Here is a 26,931-nt window from a genome sequence, read left to right on the forward strand (position 1 = left end):
CCGCTTGCCCGCCTATACTGCCGGGTGAAGCCTTTTTGATTAACCGAACAAGTGCGCTCTTGCGATGCACGCCAGAAAAGACAGCCTTCCCGCCAGCATTCTCGCCTCGATCAGGAGTCGGAAGAAGCGGCTCGACGCGGCCCATATGGAGGCAAGGCCGCGCAGCGCCGGAACGCTGATCGCGTCCTACAACGTGCACAAATGCGTCGGCACCGACCGCCGCTTCGACCCGGAGCGCACCAGCCGGGTGATTCATGAAATCGGCGCCGACGTGATCGCGCTGCAGGAGGCCGATACGCGCTTTGGCGAGCGCACCGGCATTCTCGACCTCGGCCGGCTGGAACGGGAGACGGGACTGATCCCGGTGCCGGTCGCCGGCATGGCCAAGGCGCATGGCTGGCACGGCAATGTCGTGCTGTTCAAGAGGGGGCTGGTGCATGACGTGCATCAGATCAAGCTGCCGGGGCTGGAGCCGCGCGGCGCCCTGGTCGCCGAGATCGAGCTCGAAGAGGGCGGCGTGCTGCGCATCATCGCCGCGCATTTCGGCCTGCTGCGCCACAACAGAGCCCAGCAGGCCCGCACTTTGGTGGAACTGATAAAGGACCGGCACGAGATGCCGACCATCCTGCTCGGCGACCTCAACGAGTGGCGCCTCGGCGACCGCTCCTCGCTCAACACCTTCCAATCCGCTTTCGGAGAGCTGCCGCCCGCAGTCCCCAGCTTCCCCGCCGGCCTGCCGCTTCTGGCGCTCGACCGCATCATCGCCAACCGCAAGGGGATCATCACCGAAGTGGAAGCGCATGACACGCCGCTCGCGCGTATCGCCTCGGATCATCTGCCGATCAAGGCGCTGGTGAACTTGCAACAGGCAGGCCGATAAATCAGCTCCAATAAAATTGCGCAAAGTTCGCTGGCCTGAATTGGGCGAACGAAGCGCAGAGGTCCAGCGCGAAGAACGCCCTGTCGAGCCGACGGCAAGCAATTTCGTGCCGATTTCGGCAAACTTGCCATGCTGCGCTGCCCTTCTTGACTTGGATCAAGGACATCGCAAAGGACAAGCTTAAGGTCGACTTGTGGTCTTGCGGTATCAACGACTCCGAAGGAGAACCACAATGGCGAACGCAATCTTCCAGACCCGTTCCGATGTGTCGACGGCGACGCCCGTGCAAGTCTCCGATTCGATTCTCGGCGCAACGGTAGCCGTTTTTGCCGCCATATCGCTCCTGCTTTGCATACTTTTCGGCTTCGTCGCTCCCGAATGGGGCCTCCATAGGCCGTGGCTGCAGGTCTACCTCGGGCTCACTGGCTTCGACTTTTGGAGCGTGGTGCTGGGTACGGTTCAAAGCGTCATCTTCGGGGGCTATGCGGGTGCACTGCTCGGAACCGTCTTCAACGTCATCAGCCGCCGCTTTGGCTGAATGGCTATGCCGCTTCGGCTGCTGTCGCTGGCGCGGTGCCTGTGTCGATCCGGGCGGCCCGGCGTAACCGCAGCTTATGGATCCGAATTCGTCGTGCTCCTGCAGCAGCTGGCGGGATGAACTTCAAACAACCAAAGGAGAAGGCATATGAGAATGACGATTATCAACGCTGTCCTGCTGGCCGGGGTTAGCACCGTCGGCCCGGCAGGTCTGACCTTTGCCCAGGCTAATGGACCGGATCCACATCATCCGGAAGGCTCGCCGCAGGTCACTTCGCCTTCGGAGATGGAGGGAATGGCCGGAAGCCAGGGAGCAATGCCGAGCTCTGACATGATGCCCGGCGGGATGATGGGCCGGAATATGATGCAGTCCGGCATGATGGGCGGCATGCCGATGATGGGCATGCGTGGATCGATGATGAAGATCATGTTCGCCGTCGCGGATACCAGCGGGGACGGCGCATTGTCCTTCGACGAGGTGACAGCGGTTCACAGGCGTATTTTCGATAGTGTGGATGCCAACAAGGACGGGAAGGTGGCACCTGAGGAGATTCAGACATTTATGCGGCCCTAACGGAACTCGCCATCCGGCCGGGGCTCTCCGGAACTCGGCGGTGGCGGACAGTGCTCTATCGGGACACGGGAAAACACCAGGCAGGCGTGCGCTGCGTTTCGGCTGTCATGGTGCGGATCAATTCAGTAGACTACGCGGTCGACGTGTCGGCGCAGCCGGGTGTCGGCTGAAGCACGATCTTTGGGCGGCGCTCTACGACGCTCCGGTTTCTGGGGCGGCAGTCCGACATGGCTGATGAACCTTGGTCATCAACCCTTTCTGGGCCTGACCTCCGTGAACACGTATGGTGCCCCGGTCCCGGAGGGGATCGCGTAAACGTCATAGGACGCCTGCAGGTCGTCGCCCATTCCCAATGAACCAGGCGGCATGCCCGGCACGGCCAACCCGCGGAGCGCCGGCCGCTCCAGCAGCAGTCGCTGGACGGCCGTGAGCGGCACGTGTCCCTCAAGATAGTAATCCCCGACGACGGCGGTGTGGCAGCCCTCAAGGTCGGCAGGAACGCCCAGCCGCGCCTTGACCGCGGCGAGGTCGTCGGTGTCGCGGGCTTCGACGGAGAATCCTGCCGCGGCCATCGCCTTCGACCATTCATGACAGCAGCCGCAAGCGGGATCCTTGTAGACCGTCATCTTCACCATGGCGGCAAGGGCCCCTCGGCCAGGAAACGCCAGTGCGGACGCCGCAATTGCGATGAAGCTTCTCCTGCGCATATATACACTCCTCGATGTGCTGCCGCCCAGCTAGTCCCCGGGCGGCAGCCGTTCGCTATTTTACCTCAGTGACGGTCAGCTTGCCATTCAGGCGTTCGGCGACGAACTCTATGTTCGAACCTTCCTTTAGCTTTTCGAGCAGAGCGGGATCTTCTACCCGGAAGACCATGGTCATCGCGGGCATGTCGAGATTCTTCAGGTCTTCATGCTTGATGGTGACCTTCTTCGCCTTGGCGTCGACCTTATTGACGAAGCCCTTGGTGAATTCCTGGGCGAACGCATCCACCGCTGCCGAGGTTGAGAGCAAAGCGGCCAGCCCGAATTTGATCATTGCCGATTTCATTTTCATGCTCCTTTATTGAGGTTCACTTCCTGGAGACGGTGACATCGCCATGCATGCCGGCTTCGTAATGACCGGGGATCAGGCAGGCGAACTTGAAGGCGCCGTCGCTCGTGAACTTCCAGACGATCTCGCCGGATTGACCGGCCGGGAGGCGGATGGAGTTGGCATCGGCATGTTCCATTTCCGGGAACTTCTCCATGACCTTCTTGTGCTCCAGGATCTTGTCTTGCTGATCGAGTACGAATTCGTGGTCGACCGTGCCTGCGTTCCTGATCGCGATCTTGACCGTCTGCCCCTTGCGGACGGAGAAGACGGCCGGCGTGAACAGCATCTTGCCATCGTCGGTTTCCGTCATCGTGACGCGGATCGTCTGCGTTGCCTTTGCCTTGTCACCAGGCTCGCCAACCGCCATTTTCTCACCGTGGCCGCCGGCGTGATTGCCGGATGCGAAAGCCGGGCTTGCGAAGGCGACGAACGCCAATGCGAGTAGATGGTTCTTCATGCATATATCCTTTCTGGACGTGGGAATTGAGCCTTAGCCCCTTGTCGGCTTCGGGGTGATTTGCGTCTTTGCGTCTTTCGCCTTGGTCGCGTCCGGCAGTTCGCCGGTCCACTCCCAGGCCTGTGTTCCGGGAGGGTTTTCATACCAGCCCGGATCGGAGTAATCGTCCGCGGAGATACCTTCGCGGACTTTCACGACCGAGAACATGCCGCCCATCTCGATAGGACCGTGCGGCCCCCAGCCTGTCATCATGGGGATTGTGTTTTCGGGGATGGGCATTTCCATCTCGCCCATGTCGGCCATGCCTTTGGTGCCCATGGGCATGTATTCAGGCTGCAGCTTCCTGATCTTCTCGGCGACCTTCGATTTGTCAGCTCCAATGAAGGTCGGGATGTCGTGCCCCATCGCGTTCATCGTATGATGCGATTTGTGGCAGTGGATCGCCCAATCGCCGAGATATTTGGCGTCGAACTCGTAGGCCCGCATTGCACCGACCGGGATGTCGATGCTGACCTCGGGCCAGCGTGCTTCCGGCCGCACCCATCCGCCATCCGTGCATGTCACCTGGAAGTCGTAGCCGTGCATGTGAACGGGGTGGTTGGTCATCGTCAGGTTGCCGACGCGCACGCGCACCCTGTCGTTCTTCGAGACGATCAGCGGGCTGATGCCCGGAAACACGCGGCTGTTCCAGCACCACATGTTGAAGTCGGTCATCTCCATGACGCGCGGCACATAGGAGCCGGGATCAATGTCGTAGGCGTTGAGCAGGAAGACGAAGTCGCGGTCGACGCGCATGAACGTCGGATCCTTCGGATGGACGACGAAGAAGCCCATCATGCCCATCGCCATCTGCACCATCTCGTCGGAATGCGGGTGGTACATGAAGGTGCCTGATTTCACCAGGTCGAACTCGTAGACGTAGGTCTTGCCGACGGGGATGTGCGGCTGCGTCAGGCCGCCAACGCCGTCCATTCCCGATGGCAGGATCATTCCATGCCAATGGATCGTCGTGTGTTCCGGCAGCTTGTTGGTAACGAAGATGCGAACCCGGTCGCCTTCGACAGCCTCGATCGTCGGTCCTGGCGACTGGCCGTTGTAACCCCACAGGTACGCGGTCATGCCGTCGGCCATCTCACGTTCCACCGGTTCGGCGACGAGGTGGAACTCCTTGACGCCATTGTTCATCCGGTGAGGCAGGGTCCAGCCGTTGAGGGTGACGACCGGCTGGTAGTCCGGCCCTGAGGTCGGGTGGAGCGGCGGCTGCATGTCCGCCGATTCCATTGTCGGGGCGTCGGGGAGGCCCATCGCCGAGGTCTTCGTCCAGGCGCCAGCGGCCAGCAGGGCCGCGCTTGCTCCGAACAATTGTCTTCTTTTGAACATGGTGGGCTCCTTTCTCAATGGCCGGTGTCGCCGTTGCTTTCGGAAGCAGCGGCAACCTCGGTCCCGGCCGACAGGGTCCCCTCGCCGCCGCCATAGATCGCGGGCGCGAGATTGGCTTCGGCCAGCCAGAAGTCGCGTTTCGCATTGACGGAGAGCAGGATGGCATTGATCTTGTCGCGCGTGTCGGCCAGCAGCTCGAAGGTGTTGGTGATCATGCCGTTGTAGGACAACAGCGATTCCTCCTCGACCTTCGTACGCAGCGGCACGACATTGTTGCGGTAGTGCCGCGCGATATCATAGTTCGAGCGATATGCTTCGTAGGCGGCGCGGGCTTCCGAGCGAACGTTGACGGCCTTTTCCGCCAGTTGATTCGCCGCCCTCATGTATGCAACCTCGGCCTTGCGCATCCGGGCCTTGCCGGTATCGAAGATCGGGATGGCGAATTCCAGCTCGACCTGGCCGGTCGTTCTGGTTTTCTTTTCGTCGTCCTCGATTTCCCGTTCCGTTTCGAAACCGGTCAGGATTTCGAGATCGGTGACGTAGCGTGTCGCCTGGGTTAGGCCGTAGGACTTGGCGGTGGCTTCCAGCTCGAGCCTTGCCACCTGGAGGTCGATGCGGTTTCGGAGTGCTTCGGCCTCGATGGCGTCGCGTCTGACGACGGCCCTGGGCAAGGGCGGCAGGCTATTTGGAACCCTATAGTCCAAGTCGGTGCCCCAAAGACCCATAAGCCGGGTCAACTCCTCCTTGGCGAGACGTGCCGCCAGACGGGCTTTTGCCGCCTCTCCGGCAAGTTCGGCGACGAACACGTGCTCGCGGGCCTGGGCGCCTTTGGTCATCGCGCCTGTCTCGCCGAGCTTCTCCGCCAGTTCGGATGCGGCGTCCGCCGCTGTCTGGGCGCGCTGGAACTGCCCGACGGACTCCCAGGCCGCCACTGCTCCGATCCAGGCACGTCTCGTCTCGGCGGCGACCTGAAGCGTCCTCACGGCTGCCGTCAATTGCGCCTGCCGGAAGCGGGCGTCGGCAATTGCAATGTCGCTATTCCTGGTTGCGAGCGCCAGGATGTTCGTCGTGATCATCCCCTCGATGGTCTTGAACGCCTTAAGTTCTGGTGTCCCTATTCCCGTCGTGCCGACGGAGACGGTCGGGTTAATGAACATTGTCGACTGCCAGGCATCGGCAGCGCTGTCGCCGAGATCGGCGTAGGCGGCCTGCAGGCCTTTATTGTTGAGCAGGGCGATCTGGACGGCTGTCTCGACATCGAGGATCTTCTTTCCCGCGAGCAGGCTTCTGACCTGCGCAGCGGTCGCGCGGGCTTGGTTCTGGTTCTGTATCCAGACCGTCTGCTTCGCCGTCACGATCGCCGTTTTTTCGGCAACAGAAGCGAAGCCTGCTTGTCTGCCTGCATATTCGGTACCCGTGACACAGCCGCTCAATATCAGGGGGAACGCGAGCGCCGTGACTAATTTTCTGAGTCCGATCATGAGGCGTCTCCCTTGGCGGGAGACTGCAAATCGTTCTGTCTTCGCCACGGCTTGGGATCGACCGGCTGCCTGGTGACATAGCCCGAAATTGGCGACCGGTAAGCGACCGGGCGCGCGGGTGGCTCTTCGACCGCGGCGGAAGACGCCATCACGTCGGGAGGAAGCGTGGATGTGCAGCCGCCGATAACAAGCGGCAGCCCCACCACGAAAAGCGAGGGTTTCATTATGAATCTTCCGAAAAAGAGATAGCCTACGGTAGCCTTGCCCAAAAGCAGGCAGGCGGCCGACTTGACCCGGTCAAGCGGGTGTATCCCTCATCAGATATTCGGAGGACGATGCAGAGGCGGCAATTCCCCAAGGATGTGCCGGTCGTCGATAAACTGCCGGATCGAGGAGACAACAGGCCCGCCTATGATCTGGCCCGTGCACAGAAGCACGAAGCCGCCGCAGAAATCTTTGCAGCATTCCTGTTTGACGACCTTGGAGGAACCATCGTCGTCGGCCGCATCGCCATGTGAGTGCGTGTGGTTTGAAACGCCGGCCATGTCGTCGTGGTTGCCGTGCGCCGTGGCGCTCGATACCGTCTTTTCCACTTGCAGGCCAGGGCCGTGCATGGCGGCATCGACGTTGGAACTGCTGTACCCAGCCAGCGATACGACGATCGCCAGCCGTACGAAGAAGAGCAGTCTGCTCAACATGGTACGGTACATATTGCCCATCTTCCGTCGATTACATCGAACGTGGTTCATTATCAATCGCGACAAGTGACTATTGGAGATTCGCGCCATTTCTGTGGCTGCGACGCATCATGTGCCAGGAGCCGGGGCGCTGCGGAGGTCGCCATCCGGTGGGCTTACTGCCAAGTCAATCAAATCTACAGCATCGCCTATTTCGGACGAAGAAATCCGATGAGGTGGCGAAACCGCTGAGTCCATAGAAACGGATCGGTCATTTCAGGCGAGGAGGACGCAACCAGCCGGTCGAGGCGCGGCAGGAGAAAGGCAGCCCAATCGTCGAGGTCGGATCTGCCGAAGTAAGGCAGCCAGACGTCGGAGGGGCCATCCCATTGTCTCGGATTTGCCTTCGCCAGATCACCGAGTTTTACCATTACGGTTTCACCGTGGTCGCCGACGACTTCAACGTCTGGATCGGGATCCGGCCGGGGAAGACGCGCGATGATGCGCTCTTCCAAAGCTTTGCCAGCGGCTCGATCCCCGTCGTCCAGCTGACGCAATATGCGTGTGTCGCTGGCGCCGCCGGAGCCCTCGGTCATGTTGATGGTAAATTTGGCGCCGGTCACGCTGTTCGAATATTGGGATATCTGTAACCAGAAAACCCGTCCGCCACGGACAAAGCTGCATTTGCCGGTTGCTTGCGATTCCCAGCCGAGTTCCTGAAATCGCGAGGCCAGCAGCGACCGCATATGGCGGTGAAAGTCCTTGCTTTTCACATAGTCGCGCATGCTTCTGAGCCCATGTTTTGGCTGCAACCTCCGGAGGATGTCATGACCTGGTCGAGGGGACAATGGCTGGCCTTGTGCAAATGCCCGGTGCGGTATCGAAATCGGTACAGTTGATCGCGTTCACGCCCCCAGGGGTGACAGTGACTGCAGATTGCCTCATGGAGCGACAGATTGCGCTTGTCCCCATTCGCCTCGGTGTGTTCTACGGGGCAGGACTTGCACTGGAACCCGCCGGCGAGCATGAAAGCTGAAATGAGCGAAATCGCAGTACGACTGGACAATGTTACCCGCCGCTTCGGCATCACTCCAGCCGTGCGCGATCTTTCTCTTCATATTCGGCGCGGCGACGCGGTTTCGCTCGTGGGCCATTCCGGTTGCGGCAAGTCTACGCTCCTGCGCATGATTGCCGGTGTCGAGATACCGGAATCCGGGCGCATCTTCCTCGAAGGTCGCGAGGTCGCAAGTTCGGCCACTTTCGTCGAGCCGGAGGCGCGTGGCGTCGGCTTCGTCTTCCAGGACTATGCTCTCTTTCCGCATCTGACCGTACGGGACAATGTCCTCTTCGGTCTCAAGCGACTTCCGAAGGGCGAGGCAGCCGCGCGGGCAGAGGAGATGATCAGCAAGGTCGGAATCGAACATCTGACGCATCGCTATCCGCACACCCTCTCCGGCGGTGAACAGCAGCGTGTCGCGCTCGCCCGCGCCCTGGCGCCCCGGCCGAGCATCGTCCTGATGGACGAGCCCTTTTCCAATCTGGATCAGGGTCTGCGCGGGAAGGTACGCAGCGACACCTTGAGCCTGTTGAGGGCACTTGGCACGACTGTGATCATCGTGACGCATGATCCCCAGGAGGCACTTTCCGTCGGTGACCAGGTAGTCCTGATGCGGGCAGGTGAAATCGTCCAGTCCGGCTCCGCCTATGATCTTCACGACCGTCCGACGAATGCCTATGCGGCAGAGTTTTTTTGCGCGTCCAGCAAAGTTCCCGGCGTTTACCGTGGCGGATGGATCGAGACCGCGATCGGTAACTTCGCCTATACGCTCGATCGTCCGCCGGCAAGCTCCGTGACCGTTTATATCCGGCCGCATGCTGTCGCGCTGTCCCCCGGCTCGGGAATCCGCGCTCGTATCGAAAACCGCGTTCTGCATGGTGAATTCGAGCAGATCACGTTGAAGGTCGATCGCCTCGAGGTGCCGCTTAAGGCGAGAGCCCTGGAGCGGTTGCCCGTTGATGCGGAGGATATTGAGATCTCAATCCTCCCCGAGCGGCTGCTGGCTTTTTGAAGCTCACGGTGAGCGCATTCTGCTGACCTCCTCATCAAGTTTCCGTGATAGTTGGGTTCAAGTTCCGGGGGAAACTTGACTTTCAGTGTCATGAACTGCTGCAAGCAATGCGCATTCATTCGCGGAGGGACATAATGAATTCACGCTCTATCCTCACATCCATGCTGCTTGCTGCTTCGGCGCTGATGTCACCCGGCATCGCCGCCGCCGCAGAAATCAACCTTTACACGACGAGAGAACCGGCTCTGATTGCACCTCTTCTGGAGGCATTCACCAAATCGACCGGTACGAAGGTCAATACCATTTTCCTGAAGGACGGCCTCGCAGAGCGTGTCGCCTCCGAAGGTGCCAGCTCGCCGGCTGACATCCTGATGGCCGTCGATGCCGGCAACCTTGTCGATCTGGTCGATAAAGGCGTAACGCAACCGGTGGAATCATCGGTTCTGAACTCGGCTATCCCGGAACAGCTGCGTGATGCCAAGGGCAACTGGTTTGCGCTATCGATGCGCGCCCGCGTGCTTTACGCCGCCAAGGACCTTGATATCAGCACATTCAACTACGAGGAGCTCGCCGATCCCAAGTGGAAGGGCAAGATCTGCATTCGCTCGGGTCAACACCCCTATAATACGGCGCTGTTTGCTGACTACATCGCCCATTACGGCGCTGCAGACGCCGAGAAATGGCTGACGGGTGTCAAGGACAACCTCGGCCGCAAGGCAGCCGGCGGCGATCGCGATGCGGCCAAGGATATCCTCGGCGGCATTTGCGATATCGGTATCGCCAATTCCTATTATGTTGGCCTGATGCGATCCGGCAAGGGTGGCGAAGAGCAGGTCAAATGGGGCGATGCCATCAAGGTCGTCCTGCCGACCTTCAAGAACGGCGGGACGCAAGTGAATATCAGCGGCGCGGCAATCGCCAAGCATTCACCGAACAAGGCTGAAGCCGTCAAGCTTCTCGAATATCTCGTCTCTGACGAAGCGCAGAAGATCTATGCCGAGGCCAACTACGAATATCCTGTGAAGGCGGGCGTCGCGGCCGATCCGATCATCGCATCCTTTGGCGAACTGAAGATCGACAGCAAGCCCTTGTCCGAGATCGTCAGCCATCGCAAGCAGGCGAGCGAACTCGTGGACAAGGTCGGCTTCGACAACTAAAGAACAAGGAAGGCGCCGCTCAGAGGCGCCTTCCTTCCCGAGAATGGATCGAGTGATGTTTCCCAGCCAGGCGCCCGCCCGCTCTGCAAAGCGCCCTGGCAGCGCATGGCTGGCAATTGCCGCTACCATCGCCCTCATCGCCATTCTGCCGATCGGGGGACTGCTTCTCGAAGCCTCGAAGGGCTCGGCCGGTCTTTGGGGACATCTTTTCTCCACCATCCTTCCGGTCGCGCTTCTCGACACCGTCATCCTCCTTGCGGGGGTCGGGGTCATCACGGCTGTGGTCGGCACGACGACGGCATGGCTGGTGACGGCCTATGATTTTCCCGGCAGGCGTGCTCTGGAATGGATGCTGCTTCTGCCGCTTGCCGTTCCGACCTACATCGTCGCCTATGCCTATCTGGATATACTCCATCCGATCGGTCCGGTGCAGGATGCCGTGCGCTGGCTGCTCGGCTACGAGAGCCCGCGCCAGTTTCGCCTTCCGGACGTCCGTTCCATGGTCGGCTGCATCCTGCTTCTCGGAATCGTGCTCTACCCCTATGTCTACATTCCGACCCGCGCGATGTTCCTGACCCAATCCGGTAATCTCGTCGACGCGGCACGCACGCTCGGCACATCTCGCCGCGCAGTCTTCTGGCGGGTCGCCCTGCCGCTCGCGCGCCCGGCTGTCGCCGTGGGCATCAGCCTTGCTCTGATGGAAACGTTGAACGATATCGGCGCCGCCGAATTCCTCGGTGTCCGCACGATCACCGTTTCCATCTACACGACCTGGATCACCCGCTCGGATTTATCGGGAGCGTCGCAGATCGCCCTTGCCCTTCTTCTCATCGTCGTCGCGCTTGTTGCGGTCGAGCGATGGGCGCGACGCAAGCAGCGCTACTCGATCGATGTACGCCGGATGCGCCGTTTCCAACCGCGGCGGGTATCCTTGGGAAAGGGCACGCTGCTGTTTCTCGGCGGTCTTCTGCCGGTCATCCTCGGCTTCGCCGCGCCCGCGCTCTATCTCTTGATCGAAGCGGCAAAACGCTATCGGTTCGCCGGCATATCCCCTCGCATCCTCGATGAGGCCGTGAATACGCTTGTTATCGCCACCCTGGCGACAACCGCGACCGTCATTCTTGGGCTTCTCGCTGCCTACGCGACCCGCCTGCGCCCGGGCCAGCCGTCCTCCTGGCTCCTGCGCTGTTCGACAATGGGCTATGCTGCTCCCGGGACCGTGGTCGCCATCGGCGTGCTAGTCGTCCTTGCCGGGCTCGATCAGTTTATCGATCGCGCCGCGCTTTCCCTGTTTGGTGTGTCGACCGGCTTGCTCCTCATGGGATCGGGTGCCGCTGTCTTATATGCTCTCATCGTGCGGTTTCTGGCCATCTCCGCCGGCGGCATAGAAGCCGGTCTCTCGCGCATTTCCCTGTCGCTTGATCATGCTTCGCGTTCGCTGGGGCAATCGACCGCAGGCACGCTGCGATACGTGCATTTGCCGCTCTCGAAGGCGGCAATCTCGGCTGCCGCCCTGCTGGTCTTCGTCGATTGCGTGAAGGAGCTGCCGGCGACGCTCCTCCTGCGGCCACTCAATGTCGAGACTTTCGCAACGCATCTTTATGGAGAGGCTGCGAGAGGCACTTACGAGGAAGCCTCGATTGCCGCGCTCGCCATCGTGCTGATCGGCATTCTGCCGGCCATTCTGCTGTCGCGGATCGGACGTATCCGCTAGACGGCCGGCCACGACCTTCAGGCAAAACTCAGACGGAAAAATTGCGCACCCTATTTCGGAATTACGGTCAGTCCGCCTGCGAGGTCAGCGAAGATCGTCTCCGAGAACGAAGGTACGTGCGCGGTTTCTGGCAGACAAAGGGACAATGTGAAGGGCGGGGTTGGAAAACGACGTCGCCGACTTGACGGCTGTCGTCGTTTGCGAAATGCTAAGATGTCAGACCAATTTCACGACTGCCTGATAAGAAAATGGGGAACCATGAAGGCAAATCGTAACGACAGGCCGGTGATCCGGCCGCTTCCCGTCATGGACCGCGCGCGTCAGGTGACCGATGCGCTGGCGGACTATGTCGAAGACGCGCGCCTGCAGGCTGGTGACCGGCTGCCGGCCGAGCGGGAACTGATGGCCGCACTTGCCGTCGGGCGTTCAACCATTCGCGAGGCGATCCGCCATTTTCAGGCGCTCGGCGTCATCGAGACGCGCAAGGGCAGCGGCACCTATCTGCTGAAGCCGGTGTCCCGGGCGACGATCCATATGCCGCTGTCCTTCGATGCGGCGCATCTGCGCGACGCGCTGCTGCAGACGCTCGAAGTGCGCCGCGGCATCGAATGCGAGGCGGGCATGGTCGCAGCCAGGCGGCGGACGAAAAAGGATCTCGTCGTCATCGAGGAGAAACTCAACGCGATGGAGCGGGTGCACCTGGAGAAGGGTACCTCCGGGCCGGAGGATCTGGCCTTTCATCTTGCCGTCTACGACGCCACCCACAATCCGCTGTTTCGCCAGCTGCTCGAGCAGATGCGCGAGACTTTCGAGCGCTTCTGGGAGCATCCCTTCGACCGGCAGGATTTTGCCCGCCGGTCCTTTCCCTTTCACCGTACGCTTTTCAACGCGATCGCTGCCGGAGATGCCGAGGCGGCGCGCGCCGAAACGTTGAAAATTCTCGATATCGTCGAGGAAGACATCAAGGAAATGTCCCAATGAGCAGCGGCGCCGACCCGTTCGATCTTGCCTCCATCATCACCGCCCATGACGACGGCAACTTCGCCGACGCCGTTGTGCCGCCGATCTTCCAGACCTCGCTTTTCACTTTTTCCGATTATGACGAGATGATCACCGTCTATCGCGGCGAGAAGGTGCGGCCGACCTATACGCGCGGGCTGAATCCGACGGTGCGTGCCTTCGAGGAAATGCTGGCCAAGCTCGAAGGTGCGGAGGATGCGCTGGGTTTTGCCAGTGGCATGGCGGCGATCTCGTCATCCGTGCTGAGCTTCGTCGAGCCGGGCGACCGCATCGTCGCCGTCAAACACGTCTATCCCGATGCCTTCCGCCTGTTTGGCACCATCCTGAAGCGGATGAAGATCGAGGTGACCTATGTCGACGGGCGCGACGAGGAGGCGGTCGCCAGAGCGCTGCCCGGCGCCAAGCTCCTGTACCTGGAAAGCCCGACGAGCTGGGTGATGGAGGCGCATGACGTCGGCGCGCTCGCGGCACTCGCCAAGCGCCACGGCATCGTCTCGATGATCGACAACAGCTGGGCGAGCCCGTTCTTTCAGCGGCCACTGACGCTCGGCGTCGATCTCGTCATCCATTCGGCCTCGAAATATCTCGGCGGCCACAGCGATGTGGTGGCGGGCATCGTCGCCGGCTCGAAGGAGATGATCGCCCGCATCAAGGCCGAGGCCTATCCCTATCTCGGCGGCAAGCTTTCGCCCTTTGACGCCTGGCTGCTGATCCGCGGCCTGCGCACGCTGCCGCTGCGCATGAAGGCGCATGAGGCGTCGGCGGTGGAAATCGCCCGGCGCCTGCAGCGGCTTGAGGTGGTGGAGACGGTTTGCCATCCCGGCCTCGCCAACCGCCTGCCGGCCGGGCTCAAAGGCACCTCGGGCCTGTTTTCCTTCATCTTCCGCGAAGGCGTCGATATCCGCGCCTTCGCCGATCACCTCAAGCTCTTCAAATTGGGTGTAAGCTGGGGTGGGCACGAAAGCCTGATCGTACCGGGCGAGGTGGTGCTGCAGCAGAAGGCACAGCCGAATTCCGCGCAAACCTTTGGCATCCATGCGCGATCTGTACGCCTCCATGTCGGCCTCGAAGGAACCGAGGCCCTGTGGAGAGACATCGAGGAGGCGCTCGCCGCCGCCTCATTATCCTGAAACCCGAGAGAAACCGAAAAGGGGGAACTGAGCATGAAAAAACTAATACTCTCGACGCTCTTTGCTTCGATGATGGCGGGCACGGCCTTTGCCGACACGACGCTGAAGCTGGTCGAAGTCATCACCAGCCCGGAGCGCACCGAAACGCTGAAATCGATCGTCGGCAAGTTCGAGGCCGCCAATCCCGGCACCAAGGTCGACATCATCTCGCTGCCCTGGAACGAAGCCTTCCAGAAGTTCGCCACCATGGTGTCGGCCGGCGACGTGCCCGATGTGATTGAGATGCCCGATACCTGGCTGTCGCTCTATGCCAATAACGGCATGCTCGAAAGCCTCGAGCCCTATCTCGAAAAGTGGGAGCACACCAAGGAGTTGACGCCGCGCGCCCTCGAACTCGGCCGCGACGTCAAGAACACCGCCTATATGCTGCCCTACGGCTTCTATTTGAGGGCGATGTTCTACAACAAGAAGCTGCTTTCGGAAGCCGGCGTCGCCGGGCCGCCGAAGACGCTGGACGAATTCACCGCCGCGTCGGAAAAGGTCTCGAAGCTGCCGGGCAAATACGGCTACTGCATGCGCGGCGGGCCGGGCGGCCTCAACGGCTGGATGATCTTTGCCGCGACGATGGCCGGCTCGAACAAGTACTTCAACGAAGACGGCACCTCGACGATGAACAGCCCCGGCTGGGCCAAGGGCATCGAATGGATGGTCGATCTCTACAAGAAGGGCTATGCGCCGAAGGACAGCGTCAACTGGGGCTTCAACGAAGTCGTCGCCGGCTTCTATTCCGGCACCTGCGCCTTCCTCGACCAGGATCCGGATGCGCTGATCGCCATTGCCGAGCGCATGAAGAAGGAAGATTTCGGTGTTGCGCCGCTGCCGAAGGGGCCTGACGGCAAATCCTTCCCGACCATCGGCTACGGCGGCTGGTCGATGTTTTCGACCAGCGCCAACAAGGATCTCTCCTGGAAGCTGATCGCCACCCTCGAAGGACCGGAAGGCAATATCGAGTGGAACAAGCGCATCGGCGCCCTGCCGGCCTATACGGCGGCCGAGAAGGATCCGTTCTACGCCGGTGACCAGTTCAAGGGCTGGTTCGAAGAGCTGGCGGATCCGAACACGGTGCCGACGGTCATGCCGACCTACCTCGAGGAATTCGCCTTCTTCAAGGATTCGCTGGCGATCAAGACCTCGCAGCAGGCCCTGCTCGGCGATATCTCGGCCAAGGATCTGGCCGACCAGTGGGCGGACTATCTGACCAAGGCGCAGCAGAAGTTTTTGAGCAAGAAGTAAGGGTGAAGGGGGCTTCGAGACAGAAGCCCCCTCATCCGCCCTACGGGCACCTTCTCCCCGAGGGGAGAAGAGGGAGTCGAAACGTTGCGGCATTTCCCTTCTCCCCTGGGGGAGAAGGTGGCCCGAAGGGGCGGATGAGGGGGCCTCAGCCGCCCAGTTCAAAGGCATCACCCGCGCAAGGCCTCACCGGGTAAGACAATGGAAACTGCAATCCGATGACCATTTCCGCCGATATGCTCGACATGCGTCGCGACCGCAGGCCGTGGCTGCGTCGTCTTGCCGATGCTTCGGAGCCCTATCTCTACAGCGCCCCGTCATTGATCCTGATCATCGCGGTCATGCTGGTGCCGCTGACATTGGGTCTCTCCTACGCCTTTCGCGATATCCAGCTGCTCAATCCATTTTCCGGTGGCTTCGTCGGGCTCGATCATTTCCGCGAGCTTTCTACGGATGCCGCCTTCTACGGGGCGCTGAGGAACACGCTCTGGTGGACCGGCGCCTCCGTCGTCCTGCAGTTCGCCTTCGGGCTCATCCTGGCGCTGCTGCTCGACAAGCCGTTTAAGGGCCGGGCGATCGCCCAGGCGCTGGTCTTCCTGCCCTGGGCCGTGCCGTCCTTTCTCGCCGGCCTCAATTGGGCCTGGCTGTTCAATCCCGTCATCGGGCCGATCCCACACTGGCTCTTTGCGCTGGGGCTGATGCACGAGCCGGGCAATATCCTCTCCGACCCCAACTATGCGATGTGGGGGCCGATCATCGCCAATGTCTGGTGGGGCATTCCCTTCTTCGCCATCACACTGCTGGCCGCCCTGCAGGCGATCCCGCGCGATCTCTACGAGGCGGCGTCGATCGACGGCGCCGGCTGGTTCCAGCGCTTCCGCTCGATCACCCTGCCGTTTCTGGCGCCGACGATTGCCATCACCGTGCTTCTGCGCACCGTCTGGATCTCCAATTTCGCCGATCTCATCGTCGTCATGACCAATGGCGGGCCGGCCGACCGCACGCAGATCGTCGCGAGTTACATCTTCACGACGGCGTTCAAGCGGCTCGATTTCGGTTATGCCTCGGCGATCGCGCTGGTGCTGCTGGCGCTGCTGCTCGCCTATTCGATGCTGATCATCCTGCTCAGGCAGACGCTGCTGAACAAGGATTGAGACCATGAGACGATCCATCCTTCCCACCATCGCGCACCGCCTGGCAATCCTCTGCTATATCGCCTTCGCGCTCTTCCCGCTGTTCTGGCTGCTCAAGGTCTCGGTGACGCCGAACGACCTGCTCTATAGCGAGGGCGTGCGCATGTGGCCGTCGCGCACGAGCTGGGATCATTATGCCTTCGTGCTGCAGCACAGCGCCTTTCCTACCTTCTTCAAGAACAGCCTGATCGTCTCGGCCTCGACGGCGGTGACCGTGACGGTCTGCGCCTCGCTCTCCGGCTATGCGCTGTCGCGCTTCAATTTCCGGGCGAAATACTGGATCGTCGCGCTGATGCTGCTGACCCAGATGTTTCCGCTCGTCATGCTGGTCGCGCCGATCTTCAAGATCCTGTCGCCCTTACATCTGACCAACAGCCTGACCGGGCTGGTCATCGTCTACACCGCCTTCAACGTGCCTTTCGCCACCTTCCTGATGCAGTCCTTTTTCGACGGCATTCCCAAGGATTTGGAAGAGGCGGCGATGATCGACGGTGCGACGCAGTTCACCGCTTTTCGCCAGATCATCCTGCCGCTGACGCTGCCCGGCATCGCCGCGACGCTCGGCTTCGTCTTCACCGCCGCCTGGAGCGAACTGCTCTTTGCGCTGATGCTGATCAACGGCAACGAGGCGGCGACCTTCCCGGTCGGGCTTCTCACCTTCGTTTCGAAATTCTCGGTGGATTTCGGGCAGATGATGGCGGCGGGCGTCATGGCGCTCATTCCGGCCGGCCTCTTCTTCCTGCTCATCCAGCGTTATCTCGTCCAGGGCCTGACGGCCGGCGCGGTCAAGGGTTAAACAAATGGCATCGATCGATATCCAGAATATCCGCAAAGCCTATGGCCATGTGCAGGTGCTGCACGGCGTCGACCTTGAGATCCGGGACGGCGAATTCGTCGTGCTGGTCGGTCCCTCCGGCTGCGGCAAGTCCACGCTGTTGCGCATGATCGCCGGACTGGAGGACGTCACATCAGGCGAAATCCGCATTGCCGGCGCCAGAGTGAACGAACGGCATCCCAGGGATCGCGACATCGCCATGGTGTTCCAGTCCTACGCGCTCTATCCGCATATGAACGTCGCCGGCAATATGAGCTACAGCCTGAGGCTCCGGAAAACGGCGAAGGAGAAGATCGCCAGCGCCGTCTCCGCCGCTGCGGCCAAGCTCGGCCTCGATCCGCTGCTCGAACGACGGCCGAAGGCGCTGTCCGGCGGCCAGCGCCAGCGCGTCGCCATGGGCCGCGCCATCGTCCGCCAGCCGAAGGCTTTCCTGTTCGACGAGCCGCTGTCCAATCTCGATGCGCGCCTGCGCGAACAGATGCGCGCCGAAATCAAGAAACTGCATGGGGAGCTGAAGGCGACCTCGATCTATGTCACCCATGACCAGATCGAGGCGATGACGCTGGCGGACCGGATCGTCGCCATGCATGGCGGGGTGGTGCAGCAGGTCGGCAGCCCCCTGGAACTCTACGACCGGCCCGCCAATCTCTTCGTCGCCGGCTTCATCGGCTCGCCGGGGATGAATTTCCTCGAGGCGACCTATGAAGCAGGTGGTGTGAAGCTGAAGGACGGCACGATCGTGCCGCTGGTAAAGCCGCTGCCGCTTGCAGCCGGTGCCAAAGTGACGCTCGGCATCCGGCCGGAGCACGTGCTGATGACGACTGACGGGGCAGGGCTTGCCACCGATGTGGAGCTCGTCGAACCCACAGGCTTCGGCATCATTCTGCACCTTGCCCTGCACGGCCTGCCCTTCAAGGTCTTCACGCTCAACCGCGAAGCGCTGAAGGCCGGGCCGAAGGTTAATGTGGCTTTCCCGCCCGAGTATCTGCATGTCTTCGACGCAGAGGGAAAACGCGTCGACTGAGCAACCGGCCGCTGGCTCGTTGCTGTCGGTTTCGGCATACTGTCTCCGGCAGTGGCGGGGAGGCAGAATATGCTCGTTGCGCAGATATCCGATATCCATGCAGGGCCCGACCTTTCTTCGCTCCGGACGCTGGAGCGAGCGGTAGGCTGGTTGAGAACCTTCCGCCCGGATGTGCTGGTCGTCACCGGAGATCTGGTGGACGGGGGATGGCGGCAAGGCTACCGCCTGGTTGCCGAAAGCCTTTTGTCATTGGACTGCTCGGTCCATCTGTTGCCGGGCAACGGCGATGATCTGCAAATGATGCGCTCCGAACTTGCTGCCGTCGGCACCTGGATCAATGCGACGGGACCGATGCATTTCCAGGCAGCTGTCGACGACTTGGCCCTCTTCGGTATCGATGTGACAGTCGCCGGTCAGAGCTATGGCGACGTCCTGCCCCATTTGCCATGGCTGACGCAAGTGCTTGCAGACGTGACGACGCCGGTCCTTCTGTTCATGCATCAGCCGCCATTGACGATCGGCATCGAGGCGCTGGACCAGGTCGCATGCAGGAACGGCGGCGCGCTTCTCAGTATCCTGGAGACGATGGACAGGCCGCCGCTGGCGGTTCTCTGTGGCCATGTTCACCGACCTGCCTTTGGCCGGCTCGGAATAATCCCTGTCCAGACCTGCGGCTCTCTGTGCCCGCCCAATCCGCTTCTGCTGGAAGGCCGGGCCGATCTTCCGCTGATCGACGCTCCGTCCTTCTTCGTGCATGATGTCGGCGACGGCAGGCTGGTTTCCCATGTAGTGTCCATTCCGGCACCCGCATGACATGGAATGAACGGTGAACCCGCCCGCGCTGCGAGTGGAAAAATCTTTTGCAGCATCGCCCATGAGGGCTATATCCTCTCCGCGTGATCTCGTTGGACTGGACGCTATGACCGACACTGTTCTCGACCGCTTTCTCCGTTATGTCGTTATCGACACGCAATCCGATCCTTCCTCCTCGACGCAGCCGACCACCGAAAAGCAGAAGGATCTCGGCCGGCTTCTGGTCGACGAGCTGCTGAAGATCGGCCTTGCCGATGCGCATCTCGATGAACACGGTTATGTCTATGCGACCATTTCCGGAAATAGCGACAAGCCGGTGCCGGTCATCTGCTTCTGCTCGCATATGGATACAGCGCCCGATTTTACCGGCACCAATGTCAAACCGCAGATCGTCCGGAATTATGCCGGCGGCGATATCAGGCTTGCCGGCGATCCGAGCCGGGTGATCCGTGTCGCCGAGCATCCCGAGCTCAACAACCAGGTCGGCAACGACATCGTCACGACCGACGGAACGACATTGCTCGGCGCCGACGACAAGGCCGGGCTGGCGGAAATCATGACCGCGGCCCAAATCCTTGTCGACAATCCCGATATCCGCCACGGGACGATCAAGATCCTGTTCACGCCCGACGAGGAAGTCGGCCGCGGCGTCAACAAGGTCGATCTGAAGAAGCTCGGCGCCGACTTCGCCTATACGATGGACGGCGAGACATCAGGCCATATCGAAGATGAGACCTTTTCGGCCGATGGCGTCGAGATCGGCATTTCGGGCGTGGCGATCCATCCGGGCTTTGCCAAGGACCGGATGGAGAACGCCATCAAGATCGCCGGCGCCATCATCGATCGGCTGCCGAAGGACCTGGCGCCGGAGACCACCGAAGGCAAGCAGGGCTTCATCCATCCGGTCGGCGTGACCGGCTCGATGGAAAAGGCGTCGCTGAGCTTTATCATCCGCGATTTCACCGAAGCGGGATTGGCGGAAAAGGAGGCCATGCTCGACGCCATCGTCAAGGAGGTGATGGCTGCCTATCCCGGCTCGACCGCGCATTTCCAGGTGGCGGAGCAGTATCGCAACATGAAGGTGGTGCTCGACCGTCACCCGGAGATCGTCGAAAACGCACTTGAAGCCGTGCGCCGGGCCGGCATGACGCCGGTGCGCGGCAGCATTCGCGGCGGCACGGACGGTTCGCGCCTTTCTTTCATGGGACTACCATGCCCGAATATCTTCGCCGGCGGCCATGCCTTCCACTCGCCGCTCGAATGGGTCAGCCGCCAGGACATGGAAAAGGCCGTCAAAACCATCGTGGAGCTTGCGCGGGTCTGGGAAGAGCGCGCTTAAGACGCTCTTCCTCGCCGGGACAGCGGAACGCCGTCAGCCGCCGTTTGTCGCAATGCTTCCGCGCAGCATGACGCTGTCATAGGCGGGACGGGGCGTCGGGATGGCGACCGGCATTCCCGGCTCGGGCTCGATCGAGGGTTCCGGCAGGGTCACCGGCGCGGTTATCCGCATCGGCGCCGTGCTCGCCGTGGCCATGGGATCGGGCGCCGGCAGAGGAACGGGAACGGCCGAGGGGATCAGCGCCTCGAACTGCGGCGGCAGCATGCTTTCGCCGGGCACGTAATTCATCGCCACTTCGTAGGAGGGCAGTGGCGGCGGCGTTTCGAGCATGCCGTTGGAGTCGCGCTTCTCGTAGAAGGCGTTGCCGCCGGCGACCGTCACATAGTGCATGTTGTCGTAGGGAAATTTCAGCCCGTCGGTGTGGAAGAACATCGCATCCTTCACCGCCGGATGGCGCGCACCCTTCAGCAGGATCGCATCGGCCGCGGTGGCAAGCTCCGGTTCGGCCTGCACCTTGACCTCGCGCGTCATGACGCCGGGCGCAAACTGCCGCTTCTGGGCGACGACACCACAGATCGATGGAGGATAGGCGCCCGACGTCAGTCTGTTCATGACGACGGTGCCGACGGCGAGATAGCCGTCTTCATCGGAATGCTGCGATTCGAAATACATCGCACGCTTCAGGCAATCGCGATCTTTTGCCGTATAATTGAAGGTGACTTTCGTCGTTTGAACCTTGGTCTTGGCCGCCGTCGTCGCCGGCTTCGGTGTTGTGGTGCAGCCTGTGGCCGCCAGTCCTGCGAATAAAATCCCGATCAGGGATTTTCCAAAGGAAATCTCCGCCCTCAACGCCAAGTGCCTCCTATGGGATTAGTCCAGCCCTTTATGATTAATGCGAAAAAACTTTTACTCGTCATATGACTGAAACACAAACAACCGGAGATCACAAAAACCAAAATCGACTCCCGCCAAAGGCGACTTCGGCGGCAAGTGTCAGACCGCCTGCTGCATAATTCCGAAAATTTAACGAATTATGCAGTGGCCCCAACTGCGGCAGCCACTTTGCACCCTTGATCCGTCAGCTGCGAAACAGCTTCCAGCGGGTCGGCTTGAAAGCCACCCGGTAGCGATCGAGTCGGCCGGCCTCGCTCGGCGGCAGCTCGATTTCGATATGCGGGCGGTCATTGCCGATGTCGAGTTCGATATGACGGGTGCCGGCGACGCGGCGGCTGGAGACCCGCTGGCCGGCAATGCAGTTTTCCGCCGATTCGCAGAGCCTGACGTCATGCGGGCGGAAGTAGAGCTGCGCGGGGCCATCGGGCTCACCCTCGGCATTGAGGCCGAGCGAGCGGCCTTCGAAGCGGATGTCGCCGTCCGAGATTTCGACCTGCAGGCAATTCGACTGGCCGATGAAGCCGAAGACGAAGGGCGAGTTGGGGTTGTCGTAGACCTCATCAGGCGTGCCGACCTGTTCGATCGCGCCCTGGCTCATGACGACGACGCGGTCGGCAAGCTCCAGCGCCTCGTCCTGGTCGTGCGTGACGAAGACGGTGGTGTGCCCGGTGCGGTCGTGGATCTCGCGCAGCCATTTGCGCAGGTCCTTGCGCACCTGAGCGTCGAGCGCGCCGAAGGGTTCGTCAAGCAGCAGCACGTTCGGTTCGACGGCCATGGCGCGGGCGAGCGCCACCCGTTGGCGTTGGCCGCCGGAAAGCTGCGCCGGATAACGTGTTTCAAGGCCGGAAAGCTGCACGAGGTCGAGCAGCTCCAGCGCCCGCCGGCGGATGTCGGCCTTCGCAGGACGCCGTGCGCCGCTTCTGACCCTCAGCCCGAAGGAGACGTTGTCGAGCACCGTCATGTAGCGAAAGAGGGCATAATGCTGGAAGACGAAGCCGATATTGCGCTGCTGCACGGATTTCTTCGAGGCGTCCTCGTCGCCGAAGAAGATCTGCCCCTCCGTCGGGCTTTCCAGGCCGGCAATCAGGCGCAGCAATGTCGTCTTGCCGGAGCCCGACGGGCCGAGCAGGGCGATCAGCTCGCCGGAGCGGATGCTGAGCGAGACATCGTGCAGCGCCGGAAAACGCTCGAATTCCTTGCGAATGTTTTGAACGCGTACTTCCATTGCAAATCCTTCAGTGCCGCCGGCTGGCGGAGATCTCCGCGCTGTAACGCATTTCCAGCAGCGTCTTCAAAACCAGGGTGACGAGCGCCAGCAGGGCCAGTAGCGTGGCCACGGCGAAGGCGCCGGTAAAATTATACTCGTTATAGAGAATCTCGACCTGCAGCGGCATGGTGTTGGTCTGGCCGCGAATATGGCCCGAAACCACCGAGACGGCGCCGAACTCGCCCATGGCGCGGGCGTTGCAAAGCAGCACGCCATAGAGCAGGCCCCATTTGATGTTCGGCAGCGTCACATGCCAGAAGGTCTGCCAGCCGCTGGCGCCGAGCGAAAGCGCAGCCTCCTCGTCCGCCGTTCCCTGTTCCTGCATCAGCGGGATCAGTTCGCGGGCGACGAAAGGGAAGGTGACGAACATGGTCGCCAGGATCAGCCCCGGCACGGCGAACAGGATCTTGATGTCGTGGGCGCTGAGCCACTGGCCGAGCCAGGTATTGGCGCCGAAGAGAAGCACGAAGACCAGGCCGGAGATGACGGGGGAGACCGAGAAGGGCAGGTCGATCAGCGTCGTCAGGAAGGCCTTGCCTTTGAACTCGAACTTGGCGATCGCCCAGGCGGCGGCGACTCCGAAGACGAGATTGAGCGGCACGCTGATGCCGGCGACGATCAGCGTCAGGCGGATCGCCGAGAAGGTCTCGTCATCCTGCAGCGCCTCGATGAAGGGGCCGGCCCCCTTGCGGAAGGCTTCGACGAAGACGGCGGCAAGCGGCAGCAGCAGGATCAGCAGCAGGAAGACCAGCGACAGGATGATCAGGCTGTAGCGCGCGATCCGGTTTTCGGTGGTCACCGAACGCAGCTTGACGGGTTGCGCGGTCGTATCAAGCGCCATGGCCGTACCTCCGCCTGCTCCAGCTCTGGATGAGGTTGATGACGAGCAGCATGGCGAAGGACAGGATCAGCATGATCGCCGCAATGCCGGTCGCCGCCGCGTAATTATATTCTTCGAGCTTGATGATGATCAGCAGCGGCGCGATCTCCGATTTGAACGGCAGGTTGCCGGCGATGAAGATGACCGAACCATATTCGCCGACGCCGCGGGCAAAGGCGAGCGCGAAGCCGGTGAGCACGGCCGGCGCCAGCCCCGGCAGCAGCACGCGGAAAATCGTCTGGAAGCGATTGGCGCCGAGTGTCGCGGCGGCCTCCTCGACCTCCTTGTCGATTTCCTCCATGACCGGCTGCACGGTGCGCACGACGAAGGGCAGGCCGACGAAGATCAGCGCCACGACGATGCCGGCCGGCGTGAAGGCGATCTTGATGCCGAGCGGCGTCAGGAACTGACCGACCCAGCCATTCGGCGCATAGAGCGTCGTCAGCGCGATGCCGGCAACCGCGGTCGGCAGTGCGAAGGGCAGGTCGACCATGGCATCGATGATGCGCTTGCCGGGGAAGCGGTAGCGCACCAGCACCCAGGCGAGGATGATGCCGAAGACGGCATTGACGATCGCGGCGATGAAGGCGCTGCCGAAGCTGATGCGCAGCGCATTCAGCGTGCGCGGATCGAGCGCGATCGACCAGAATTTCTCCCAGCCGAGCGCGCTCGACCGGACGGCAAGGCCGGAGAGCGGGATGAGGATCAGAAGGGTGAGCCAGGTCAAGGTAAGGCCGAGCGCCATTCCGAAACCCGGAATGACGCTCGGCCGCCTGAACCGCCACCGCGTGGGGCTATGTGCTCTCATGAAGTCTATTATTGGGCTGGCTTGTAGATTTGGTCAAATACGCCGCCGTCGCCGAAGAATTTCGGCTGTGCGTCCTTCCAGCCGCCGAAGTCGTCGATGGTGGCAAGGGTGAGCTTCGGAAAGCGGGCAATGTCGGCGGGATCGGCGGCCTCAGGCTTGATCGGCCGGTAATAGTGTTTGGCGGCGATCTTCTGGCCTTCGTCCGAATAGAGGTAGTTGAGATAGGCTTCGGCGACCTTGCGCGTGCCCTTCTTGTCGACGTTGCCGTCGACGATGGCGACCGGCGGGTCGGCGCGGATGGAGAAGCTTGGCGTGACGATCTCGAACTGGTCGGGGCCGAGTTCCTCGAGCGAAAGATAGGCTTCGTTTTCCCAGGCGAGCAGCACGTCGCCGAGGCCGCGCTGAACGAAGGTGGTCGTGGCGCCGCGCGCACCGGTGTCGAGCACCGGAACATGCTGCAGCAGCTTCGTCACGTAATCCTGCGCCTTGGCGTCATCGCCGCCATTGGCCTGCTTGGCCCATGCCCAGGCGGCGAGGAAGTTCCAGCGGGCGCCGCCCGAGGTCTTCGGGTTCGGCGTGATCACCTGCACGTCGTCCTTGACTAGGTCGGCCCAATCCTTGATGCCCTTCGGGTTGCCCTTGCGGACCAGGAAGACGATCGTCGAGGTGTAGGGTGTCGAATTGTTCGGGAACTTCGTCTTCCAGTCGGCGGGGATCTTGCCGGTCGCCTTGGCGATCGCATCGATATCGCCCTCGAGCGCCAGCGTGACGACGTCGGCGTCGAGGCCGTCGATGACCGAACGGGCCTGGGCGCCGGAGCCGCCGTGCGAGGCCTTGATCGTCACGGTTTCCCCATTGTCCTTCTGCCATTTGGCGGCAAAGGCGGCATTGAAGTCCTTGTACAATTCGCGGGTCGGATCATAGGAGACGTTAAGCAGCGCCTGATCCGCGAAAGCCGGCGCAATGCTGCCGACGACGAAGCTGCCTGCCATGACCGCGGCCGCGAGGAGCCGGGTGAACCGTTGTGTCTGCATTGGGACCCTCCTGTTTACTGTCTTAACTCTATCAAGTCAGTCGTATAATGAAACGAAACATCTTCCGGTTCCGGCGCTCCTGTTAGAATGCCATTCCATTTGAGGGGTTATTTGGAAATAGACGTGCCGGAGTTGGCCGCGGCCAATCGCTCGGTCGCCGCCGTCCTGCCGCAGAACCGTGTTTTTTTGGCCACAGTTCCCCCGCAAGCGACGCAGGCAATGCTGATTTTTGCCCGGATTTTGCCGCGATGACACTTGCGGATTCCTATATGGCGGCGGTGCGGTCGTATTTGCCGGCCGCTACGTGGGGGCATCCCTTGAAATGCGCCTCGCATTCCAACCTGTTAGGGCCATTCAAAATGAATATCAGAACTATCCTTTTTGCCTCCGTTGCCGCCCTTGCCGCGGCCTCCGGAGCACGCGCAGCCGACGCCATCGTGGCGGCGGAGCCCGAGCCCGTCGAATATGTTCGCGTTTGCGACGCCTACGGCACCGGCTATTTTTATATTCCGGGAACGGAAACATGCCTTTCGATCGGCGGTTACATCCGTACCGAAGTGCGCTTCGGTGACAACATCGCCGGCGATTCCGACGTAAACTTCTGGACTCGCGGCCAGGTCACCTTCCAGGCGAAGAACGACACCGAGTTCGGCACGCTGACCGGCGTCATGACCCTGCGTTACAATGTCGACAACGCCTCCGACCAGGAAGCGCTGCTGGATGAAGGCTATATCGACATTGCCGGTTTCCGCGTCGGTAAGCTCTACAGCTGGTGGGACGACGACATGAGCGGCGAGACCGATACGCTCGCCAGCAACGAGACGACCCACAACTCGATCCGTTATCAGTACGAGAACGGCGCTTTCGCAGCCGGCCTCTCGGTCGACGAGCTGGAAGAAGACTACGCCACCAAGCCGGGCGAAGGCCCGAACAACTTCGGTGTCGCAGGCCAGGTCTCCTACAAGGCCGGCGCCATCAGCGCTTACCTGCTTGCCGGTTATGACACCGACACCAGCGAAGTCGCTGTCCGTGGCATCGTCTATGCCGATATCGGCCCGGGCACACTCGGCATCGCCGGCATCTGGGCGAGCGGCGCCAACTACTACTACGAAGAGTCCGAGTGGACGATCGCAGCAGAATACGCCTTGAAGATCAACGACAAGTGGAAGATCACCCCCGGCTTCCAGTACTTCGAAAACATCGCTCTCGAAGCTGACGGCAACGGCTTCACCGGCGGCAGCGCGTACACAACCGGTGTCACGATCGACTACCAGATCGTCGAAGACCTGCGTTCGAAGCTCAGCGTGCAGTATCACGATGAGGACGAAGGCGACGACGAAGTGTTCGGCTTCCTGCGCTTCCAGCGCGATTTCTAAGATCGTC

At 61.4% G+C, this 26,931-nt stretch carries 28 protein-coding genes and 1 pseudogene; 16 read left to right on the forward strand and 13 right to left on the reverse strand.

Going from position 1 to position 26,931, the window contains the following annotated elements; translation table 11 throughout:
• Nucleotides 1-64: 64 nt before the first annotated feature.
• The 4 genes and pseudogenes from CO655_RS05085 to CO655_RS34245 form a co-directional block, all read left to right on the forward strand.
• Complete coding sequence (locus tag CO655_RS05085; RefSeq protein WP_097606558.1) at nucleotides 65-880, forward strand: endonuclease/exonuclease/phosphatase family protein; 816 nt, start codon at nucleotides 65-67, stop codon at nucleotides 878-880.
• A 232-nt stretch (nucleotides 881-1,112) separates the two neighbouring features.
• A complete protein-coding gene (locus CO655_RS05095; protein WP_097664004.1) occupies nucleotides 1,113-1,418 on the forward strand; it encodes a hypothetical protein in 306 nt (101 codons plus the stop codon).
• Between the two features lie 147 nt (nucleotides 1,419-1,565).
• On the forward strand, nucleotides 1,566-1,991 hold the full coding sequence (locus CO655_RS05100; RefSeq protein WP_097664005.1) for an EF-hand domain-containing protein: 426 nt from the start codon (nucleotides 1,566-1,568) through the stop codon (nucleotides 1,989-1,991).
• A 47-nt stretch (nucleotides 1,992-2,038) separates the two neighbouring features.
• Nucleotides 2,039-2,226, forward strand: a pseudogene (locus CO655_RS34245) (hypothetical protein); the annotation flags it as partial.
• Between the two features lie 13 nt (nucleotides 2,227-2,239).
• On the opposite strand, the gene CO655_RS05110 reads toward CO655_RS34245, so the two are convergent.
• The 8 genes from CO655_RS05110 to CO655_RS05145 form a co-directional block, all read right to left on the reverse strand.
• Complete coding sequence (locus CO655_RS05110) at nucleotides 2,240-2,698, reverse strand: DUF411 domain-containing protein (RefSeq protein ID WP_097606555.1); 459 nt, start codon at nucleotides 2,696-2,698, stop codon at nucleotides 2,240-2,242.
• 55 nt (nucleotides 2,699-2,753) lie between these two features.
• A complete protein-coding gene (locus CO655_RS05115; RefSeq protein ID WP_097664006.1) occupies nucleotides 2,754-3,041 on the reverse strand; it encodes a copper-binding protein in 288 nt (95 codons plus the stop codon).
• Between the two features lie 22 nt (nucleotides 3,042-3,063).
• Nucleotides 3,064-3,543 (reverse strand): plastocyanin/azurin family copper-binding protein, encoded by a 480-nt coding sequence (locus tag CO655_RS05120; protein WP_010027055.1) that lies wholly within the window; start codon nucleotides 3,541-3,543, stop codon nucleotides 3,064-3,066.
• 33 nt (nucleotides 3,544-3,576) lie between these two features.
• Nucleotides 3,577-4,923, reverse strand: a complete 1,347-nt coding sequence (locus CO655_RS05125; protein WP_097664007.1) for a copper oxidase — start codon at nucleotides 4,921-4,923, stop codon at nucleotides 3,577-3,579.
• Between the two features lie 14 nt (nucleotides 4,924-4,937).
• Nucleotides 4,938-6,404 (reverse strand): TolC family protein, encoded by a 1,467-nt coding sequence (locus CO655_RS05130; RefSeq protein WP_097664008.1) that lies wholly within the window; start codon nucleotides 6,402-6,404, stop codon nucleotides 4,938-4,940.
• Nucleotides 6,401-6,628: a hypothetical protein gene (locus tag CO655_RS05135; protein WP_097664009.1), complete on the reverse strand. Its 228-nt coding sequence runs from the start codon at nucleotides 6,626-6,628 to the stop codon at nucleotides 6,401-6,403. The genes CO655_RS05130 and CO655_RS05135 overlap by 4 nt, the downstream gene beginning before the upstream one ends.
• A gap of 93 nt (nucleotides 6,629-6,721) precedes the next feature.
• Nucleotides 6,722-7,123 (reverse strand): hypothetical protein, encoded by a 402-nt coding sequence (locus CO655_RS05140; protein WP_010030666.1) that lies wholly within the window; start codon nucleotides 7,121-7,123, stop codon nucleotides 6,722-6,724.
• A gap of 167 nt (nucleotides 7,124-7,290) precedes the next feature.
• Complete coding sequence (locus CO655_RS05145) at nucleotides 7,291-7,866, reverse strand: hypothetical protein (RefSeq protein WP_097606550.1); 576 nt, start codon at nucleotides 7,864-7,866, stop codon at nucleotides 7,291-7,293.
• A 252-nt stretch (nucleotides 7,867-8,118) separates the two neighbouring features.
• Between CO655_RS05145 and CO655_RS05155 the strand changes: the two genes are divergently transcribed.
• From CO655_RS05155 to pepT, 11 genes are all read left to right on the forward strand, one after another.
• The gene (locus CO655_RS05155) at nucleotides 8,119-9,150 is read left to right on the forward strand and encodes an ABC transporter ATP-binding protein (RefSeq protein ID WP_097606549.1); all 1,032 of its coding nucleotides are present in this window, start codon (nucleotides 8,119-8,121) and stop codon (nucleotides 9,148-9,150) included.
• Nucleotides 9,151-9,284: 134 nt separating this feature from the next.
• Entirely contained in the window at nucleotides 9,285-10,307 is a 1,023-nt protein-coding gene (locus tag CO655_RS05160; RefSeq protein WP_170964985.1) for a Fe(3+) ABC transporter substrate-binding protein, read from the forward strand.
• Between the two features lie 55 nt (nucleotides 10,308-10,362).
• Nucleotides 10,363-12,021, forward strand: coding sequence for an iron ABC transporter permease (locus tag CO655_RS05165; protein ID WP_097664011.1), 1,659 nt, complete (start codon nucleotides 10,363-10,365; stop codon nucleotides 12,019-12,021).
• Between the two features lie 258 nt (nucleotides 12,022-12,279).
• Nucleotides 12,280-13,002: a FadR/GntR family transcriptional regulator gene (locus CO655_RS05170; RefSeq protein WP_010032135.1), complete on the forward strand. Its 723-nt coding sequence runs from the start codon at nucleotides 12,280-12,282 to the stop codon at nucleotides 13,000-13,002.
• A complete protein-coding gene (locus CO655_RS05175; protein WP_097606546.1) occupies nucleotides 12,999-14,171 on the forward strand; it encodes a PLP-dependent transferase in 1,173 nt (390 codons plus the stop codon). Before CO655_RS05170 ends, CO655_RS05175 begins: the two co-directional genes overlap by 4 nt.
• 33 nt (nucleotides 14,172-14,204) lie before the next feature.
• Nucleotides 14,205-15,464 (forward strand): sugar ABC transporter substrate-binding protein, encoded by a 1,260-nt coding sequence (locus CO655_RS05180; protein ID WP_097606545.1) that lies wholly within the window; start codon nucleotides 14,205-14,207, stop codon nucleotides 15,462-15,464.
• 215 nt (nucleotides 15,465-15,679) lie between these two features.
• Nucleotides 15,680-16,615 (forward strand): sugar ABC transporter permease, encoded by a 936-nt coding sequence (locus tag CO655_RS05185; protein WP_097606544.1) that lies wholly within the window; start codon nucleotides 15,680-15,682, stop codon nucleotides 16,613-16,615.
• 4 nt (nucleotides 16,616-16,619) lie between these two features.
• Nucleotides 16,620-17,450 carry a carbohydrate ABC transporter permease gene (locus tag CO655_RS05190; RefSeq protein WP_097606543.1) on the forward strand — a complete coding sequence of 277 codons (831 nt, stop codon included), beginning with the start codon at nucleotides 16,620-16,622 and terminating at the stop codon, nucleotides 17,448-17,450.
• 4 nt (nucleotides 17,451-17,454) lie between these two features.
• Nucleotides 17,455-18,513: a sn-glycerol-3-phosphate ABC transporter ATP-binding protein UgpC gene (ugpC, locus tag CO655_RS05195; RefSeq protein WP_097664012.1), complete on the forward strand. Its 1,059-nt coding sequence runs from the start codon at nucleotides 17,455-17,457 to the stop codon at nucleotides 18,511-18,513.
• A 69-nt stretch (nucleotides 18,514-18,582) separates the two neighbouring features.
• Complete coding sequence (locus CO655_RS05200; RefSeq protein ID WP_097606541.1) at nucleotides 18,583-19,326, forward strand: metallophosphoesterase; 744 nt, start codon at nucleotides 18,583-18,585, stop codon at nucleotides 19,324-19,326.
• A gap of 106 nt (nucleotides 19,327-19,432) precedes the next feature.
• Nucleotides 19,433-20,665, forward strand: a complete 1,233-nt coding sequence (gene pepT / locus CO655_RS05205; RefSeq protein ID WP_097664014.1) for a peptidase T — start codon at nucleotides 19,433-19,435, stop codon at nucleotides 20,663-20,665.
• Between the two features lie 33 nt (nucleotides 20,666-20,698).
• Here pepT and CO655_RS05210 read toward each other — a convergent pair whose 3' ends face one another.
• From CO655_RS05210 to CO655_RS05230, 5 genes are all read right to left on the reverse strand, one after another.
• Nucleotides 20,699-21,514 carry a cell wall hydrolase gene (locus tag CO655_RS05210; protein ID WP_097606539.1) on the reverse strand — a complete coding sequence of 272 codons (816 nt, stop codon included), beginning with the start codon at nucleotides 21,512-21,514 and terminating at the stop codon, nucleotides 20,699-20,701.
• A gap of 229 nt (nucleotides 21,515-21,743) precedes the next feature.
• Nucleotides 21,744-22,784, reverse strand: a complete 1,041-nt coding sequence (locus tag CO655_RS05215; RefSeq protein ID WP_097664015.1) for a sulfate/molybdate ABC transporter ATP-binding protein — start codon at nucleotides 22,782-22,784, stop codon at nucleotides 21,744-21,746.
• Nucleotides 22,785-22,794: 10 nt separating this feature from the next.
• Nucleotides 22,795-23,667 carry a sulfate ABC transporter permease subunit CysW gene (gene cysW / locus CO655_RS05220; protein WP_097606537.1) on the reverse strand — a complete coding sequence of 291 codons (873 nt, stop codon included), beginning with the start codon at nucleotides 23,665-23,667 and terminating at the stop codon, nucleotides 22,795-22,797.
• Nucleotides 23,657-24,514, reverse strand: a complete 858-nt coding sequence (cysT, locus tag CO655_RS05225; RefSeq protein WP_097664016.1) for a sulfate ABC transporter permease subunit CysT — start codon at nucleotides 24,512-24,514, stop codon at nucleotides 23,657-23,659. The genes cysW and cysT overlap by 11 nt, the downstream gene beginning before the upstream one ends.
• An 8-nt stretch (nucleotides 24,515-24,522) precedes the next feature.
• Nucleotides 24,523-25,548, reverse strand: a complete 1,026-nt coding sequence (locus tag CO655_RS05230) for a sulfate ABC transporter substrate-binding protein (RefSeq protein ID WP_097664017.1) — start codon at nucleotides 25,546-25,548, stop codon at nucleotides 24,523-24,525.
• 359 nt (nucleotides 25,549-25,907) lie between these two features.
• On the opposite strand from CO655_RS05230, the gene CO655_RS05235 reads away from it, so the two are divergent.
• The gene (locus tag CO655_RS05235; protein ID WP_097582154.1) at nucleotides 25,908-26,924 is read left to right on the forward strand and encodes a porin; all 1,017 of its coding nucleotides are present in this window, start codon (nucleotides 25,908-25,910) and stop codon (nucleotides 26,922-26,924) included.
• Nucleotides 26,925-26,931: the final 7 nt, after the last annotated feature.

The sequence above is a fragment of the Rhizobium sp. M1 genome (assembly GCF_002531805.1).
Taxonomy (GTDB): domain Bacteria; phylum Pseudomonadota; class Alphaproteobacteria; order Rhizobiales; family Rhizobiaceae; genus Rhizobium; species Rhizobium etli_C.

Excerpts from the sequence above, each read along its gene's own strand:
- CO655_RS05110 (WP_097606555.1), bottom strand. The coding sequence starts at position 2,698 with ATGCGCAGGAGAAGCTTCATCGCAATTGCGGCGTCCGCACTGGCGTTT.
- CO655_RS05115 (WP_097664006.1), bottom strand. The coding sequence starts at position 3,041 with ATGAAATCGGCAATGATCAAATTCGGGCTGGCCGCTTTGCTCTCAACC.
- CO655_RS05145 (WP_097606550.1), bottom strand. The coding sequence starts at position 7,866 with ATGCGCGACTATGTGAAAAGCAAGGACTTTCACCGCCATATGCGGTCG.
- CO655_RS05155 (WP_097606549.1), top strand. The coding sequence starts at position 8,119 with ATGAGCGAAATCGCAGTACGACTGGACAATGTTACCCGCCGCTTCGGC.
- CO655_RS05085 (WP_097606558.1), top strand. The coding sequence starts at position 65 with ATGCACGCCAGAAAAGACAGCCTTCCCGCCAGCATTCTCGCCTCGATC.
- CO655_RS05185 (WP_097606544.1), top strand. The coding sequence starts at position 15,680 with ATGACCATTTCCGCCGATATGCTCGACATGCGTCGCGACCGCAGGCCG.
- pepT (WP_097664014.1), top strand. The coding sequence starts at position 19,433 with ATGACCGACACTGTTCTCGACCGCTTTCTCCGTTATGTCGTTATCGAC.
- CO655_RS05165 (WP_097664011.1), top strand. The coding sequence starts at position 10,363 with ATGTTTCCCAGCCAGGCGCCCGCCCGCTCTGCAAAGCGCCCTGGCAGC.
- CO655_RS05215 (WP_097664015.1), bottom strand. The coding sequence starts at position 22,784 with ATGGAAGTACGCGTTCAAAACATTCGCAAGGAATTCGAGCGTTTTCCG.
- CO655_RS05130 (WP_097664008.1), bottom strand. The coding sequence starts at position 6,404 with ATGATCGGACTCAGAAAATTAGTCACGGCGCTCGCGTTCCCCCTGATA.
- CO655_RS05170 (WP_010032135.1), top strand. The coding sequence starts at position 12,280 with ATGAAGGCAAATCGTAACGACAGGCCGGTGATCCGGCCGCTTCCCGTC.
- ugpC (WP_097664012.1), top strand. The coding sequence starts at position 17,455 with ATGGCATCGATCGATATCCAGAATATCCGCAAAGCCTATGGCCATGTG.
- CO655_RS05100 (WP_097664005.1), top strand. The coding sequence starts at position 1,566 with ATGAGAATGACGATTATCAACGCTGTCCTGCTGGCCGGGGTTAGCACC.
- CO655_RS05160 (WP_170964985.1), top strand. The coding sequence starts at position 9,285 with ATGAATTCACGCTCTATCCTCACATCCATGCTGCTTGCTGCTTCGGCG.
- CO655_RS05175 (WP_097606546.1), top strand. The coding sequence starts at position 12,999 with ATGAGCAGCGGCGCCGACCCGTTCGATCTTGCCTCCATCATCACCGCC.
- CO655_RS05095 (WP_097664004.1), top strand. The coding sequence starts at position 1,113 with ATGGCGAACGCAATCTTCCAGACCCGTTCCGATGTGTCGACGGCGACG.
- CO655_RS05200 (WP_097606541.1), top strand. The coding sequence starts at position 18,583 with ATGCTCGTTGCGCAGATATCCGATATCCATGCAGGGCCCGACCTTTCT.
- CO655_RS05135 (WP_097664009.1), bottom strand. The coding sequence starts at position 6,628 with ATGAAACCCTCGCTTTTCGTGGTGGGGCTGCCGCTTGTTATCGGCGGC.
- CO655_RS05230 (WP_097664017.1), bottom strand. The coding sequence starts at position 25,548 with ATGCAGACACAACGGTTCACCCGGCTCCTCGCGGCCGCGGTCATGGCA.
- cysT (WP_097664016.1), bottom strand. The coding sequence starts at position 24,514 with ATGAGAGCACATAGCCCCACGCGGTGGCGGTTCAGGCGGCCGAGCGTC.
- CO655_RS05140 (WP_010030666.1), bottom strand. The coding sequence starts at position 7,123 with ATGGGCAATATGTACCGTACCATGTTGAGCAGACTGCTCTTCTTCGTA.
- CO655_RS05235 (WP_097582154.1), top strand. The coding sequence starts at position 25,908 with ATGAATATCAGAACTATCCTTTTTGCCTCCGTTGCCGCCCTTGCCGCG.
- CO655_RS05125 (WP_097664007.1), bottom strand. The coding sequence starts at position 4,923 with ATGTTCAAAAGAAGACAATTGTTCGGAGCAAGCGCGGCCCTGCTGGCC.
- cysW (WP_097606537.1), bottom strand. The coding sequence starts at position 23,667 with ATGGCGCTTGATACGACCGCGCAACCCGTCAAGCTGCGTTCGGTGACC.
- CO655_RS05190 (WP_097606543.1), top strand. The coding sequence starts at position 16,620 with ATGAGACGATCCATCCTTCCCACCATCGCGCACCGCCTGGCAATCCTC.
- CO655_RS05180 (WP_097606545.1), top strand. The coding sequence starts at position 14,205 with ATGAAAAAACTAATACTCTCGACGCTCTTTGCTTCGATGATGGCGGGC.
- CO655_RS05120 (WP_010027055.1), bottom strand. The coding sequence starts at position 3,543 with ATGAAGAACCATCTACTCGCATTGGCGTTCGTCGCCTTCGCAAGCCCG.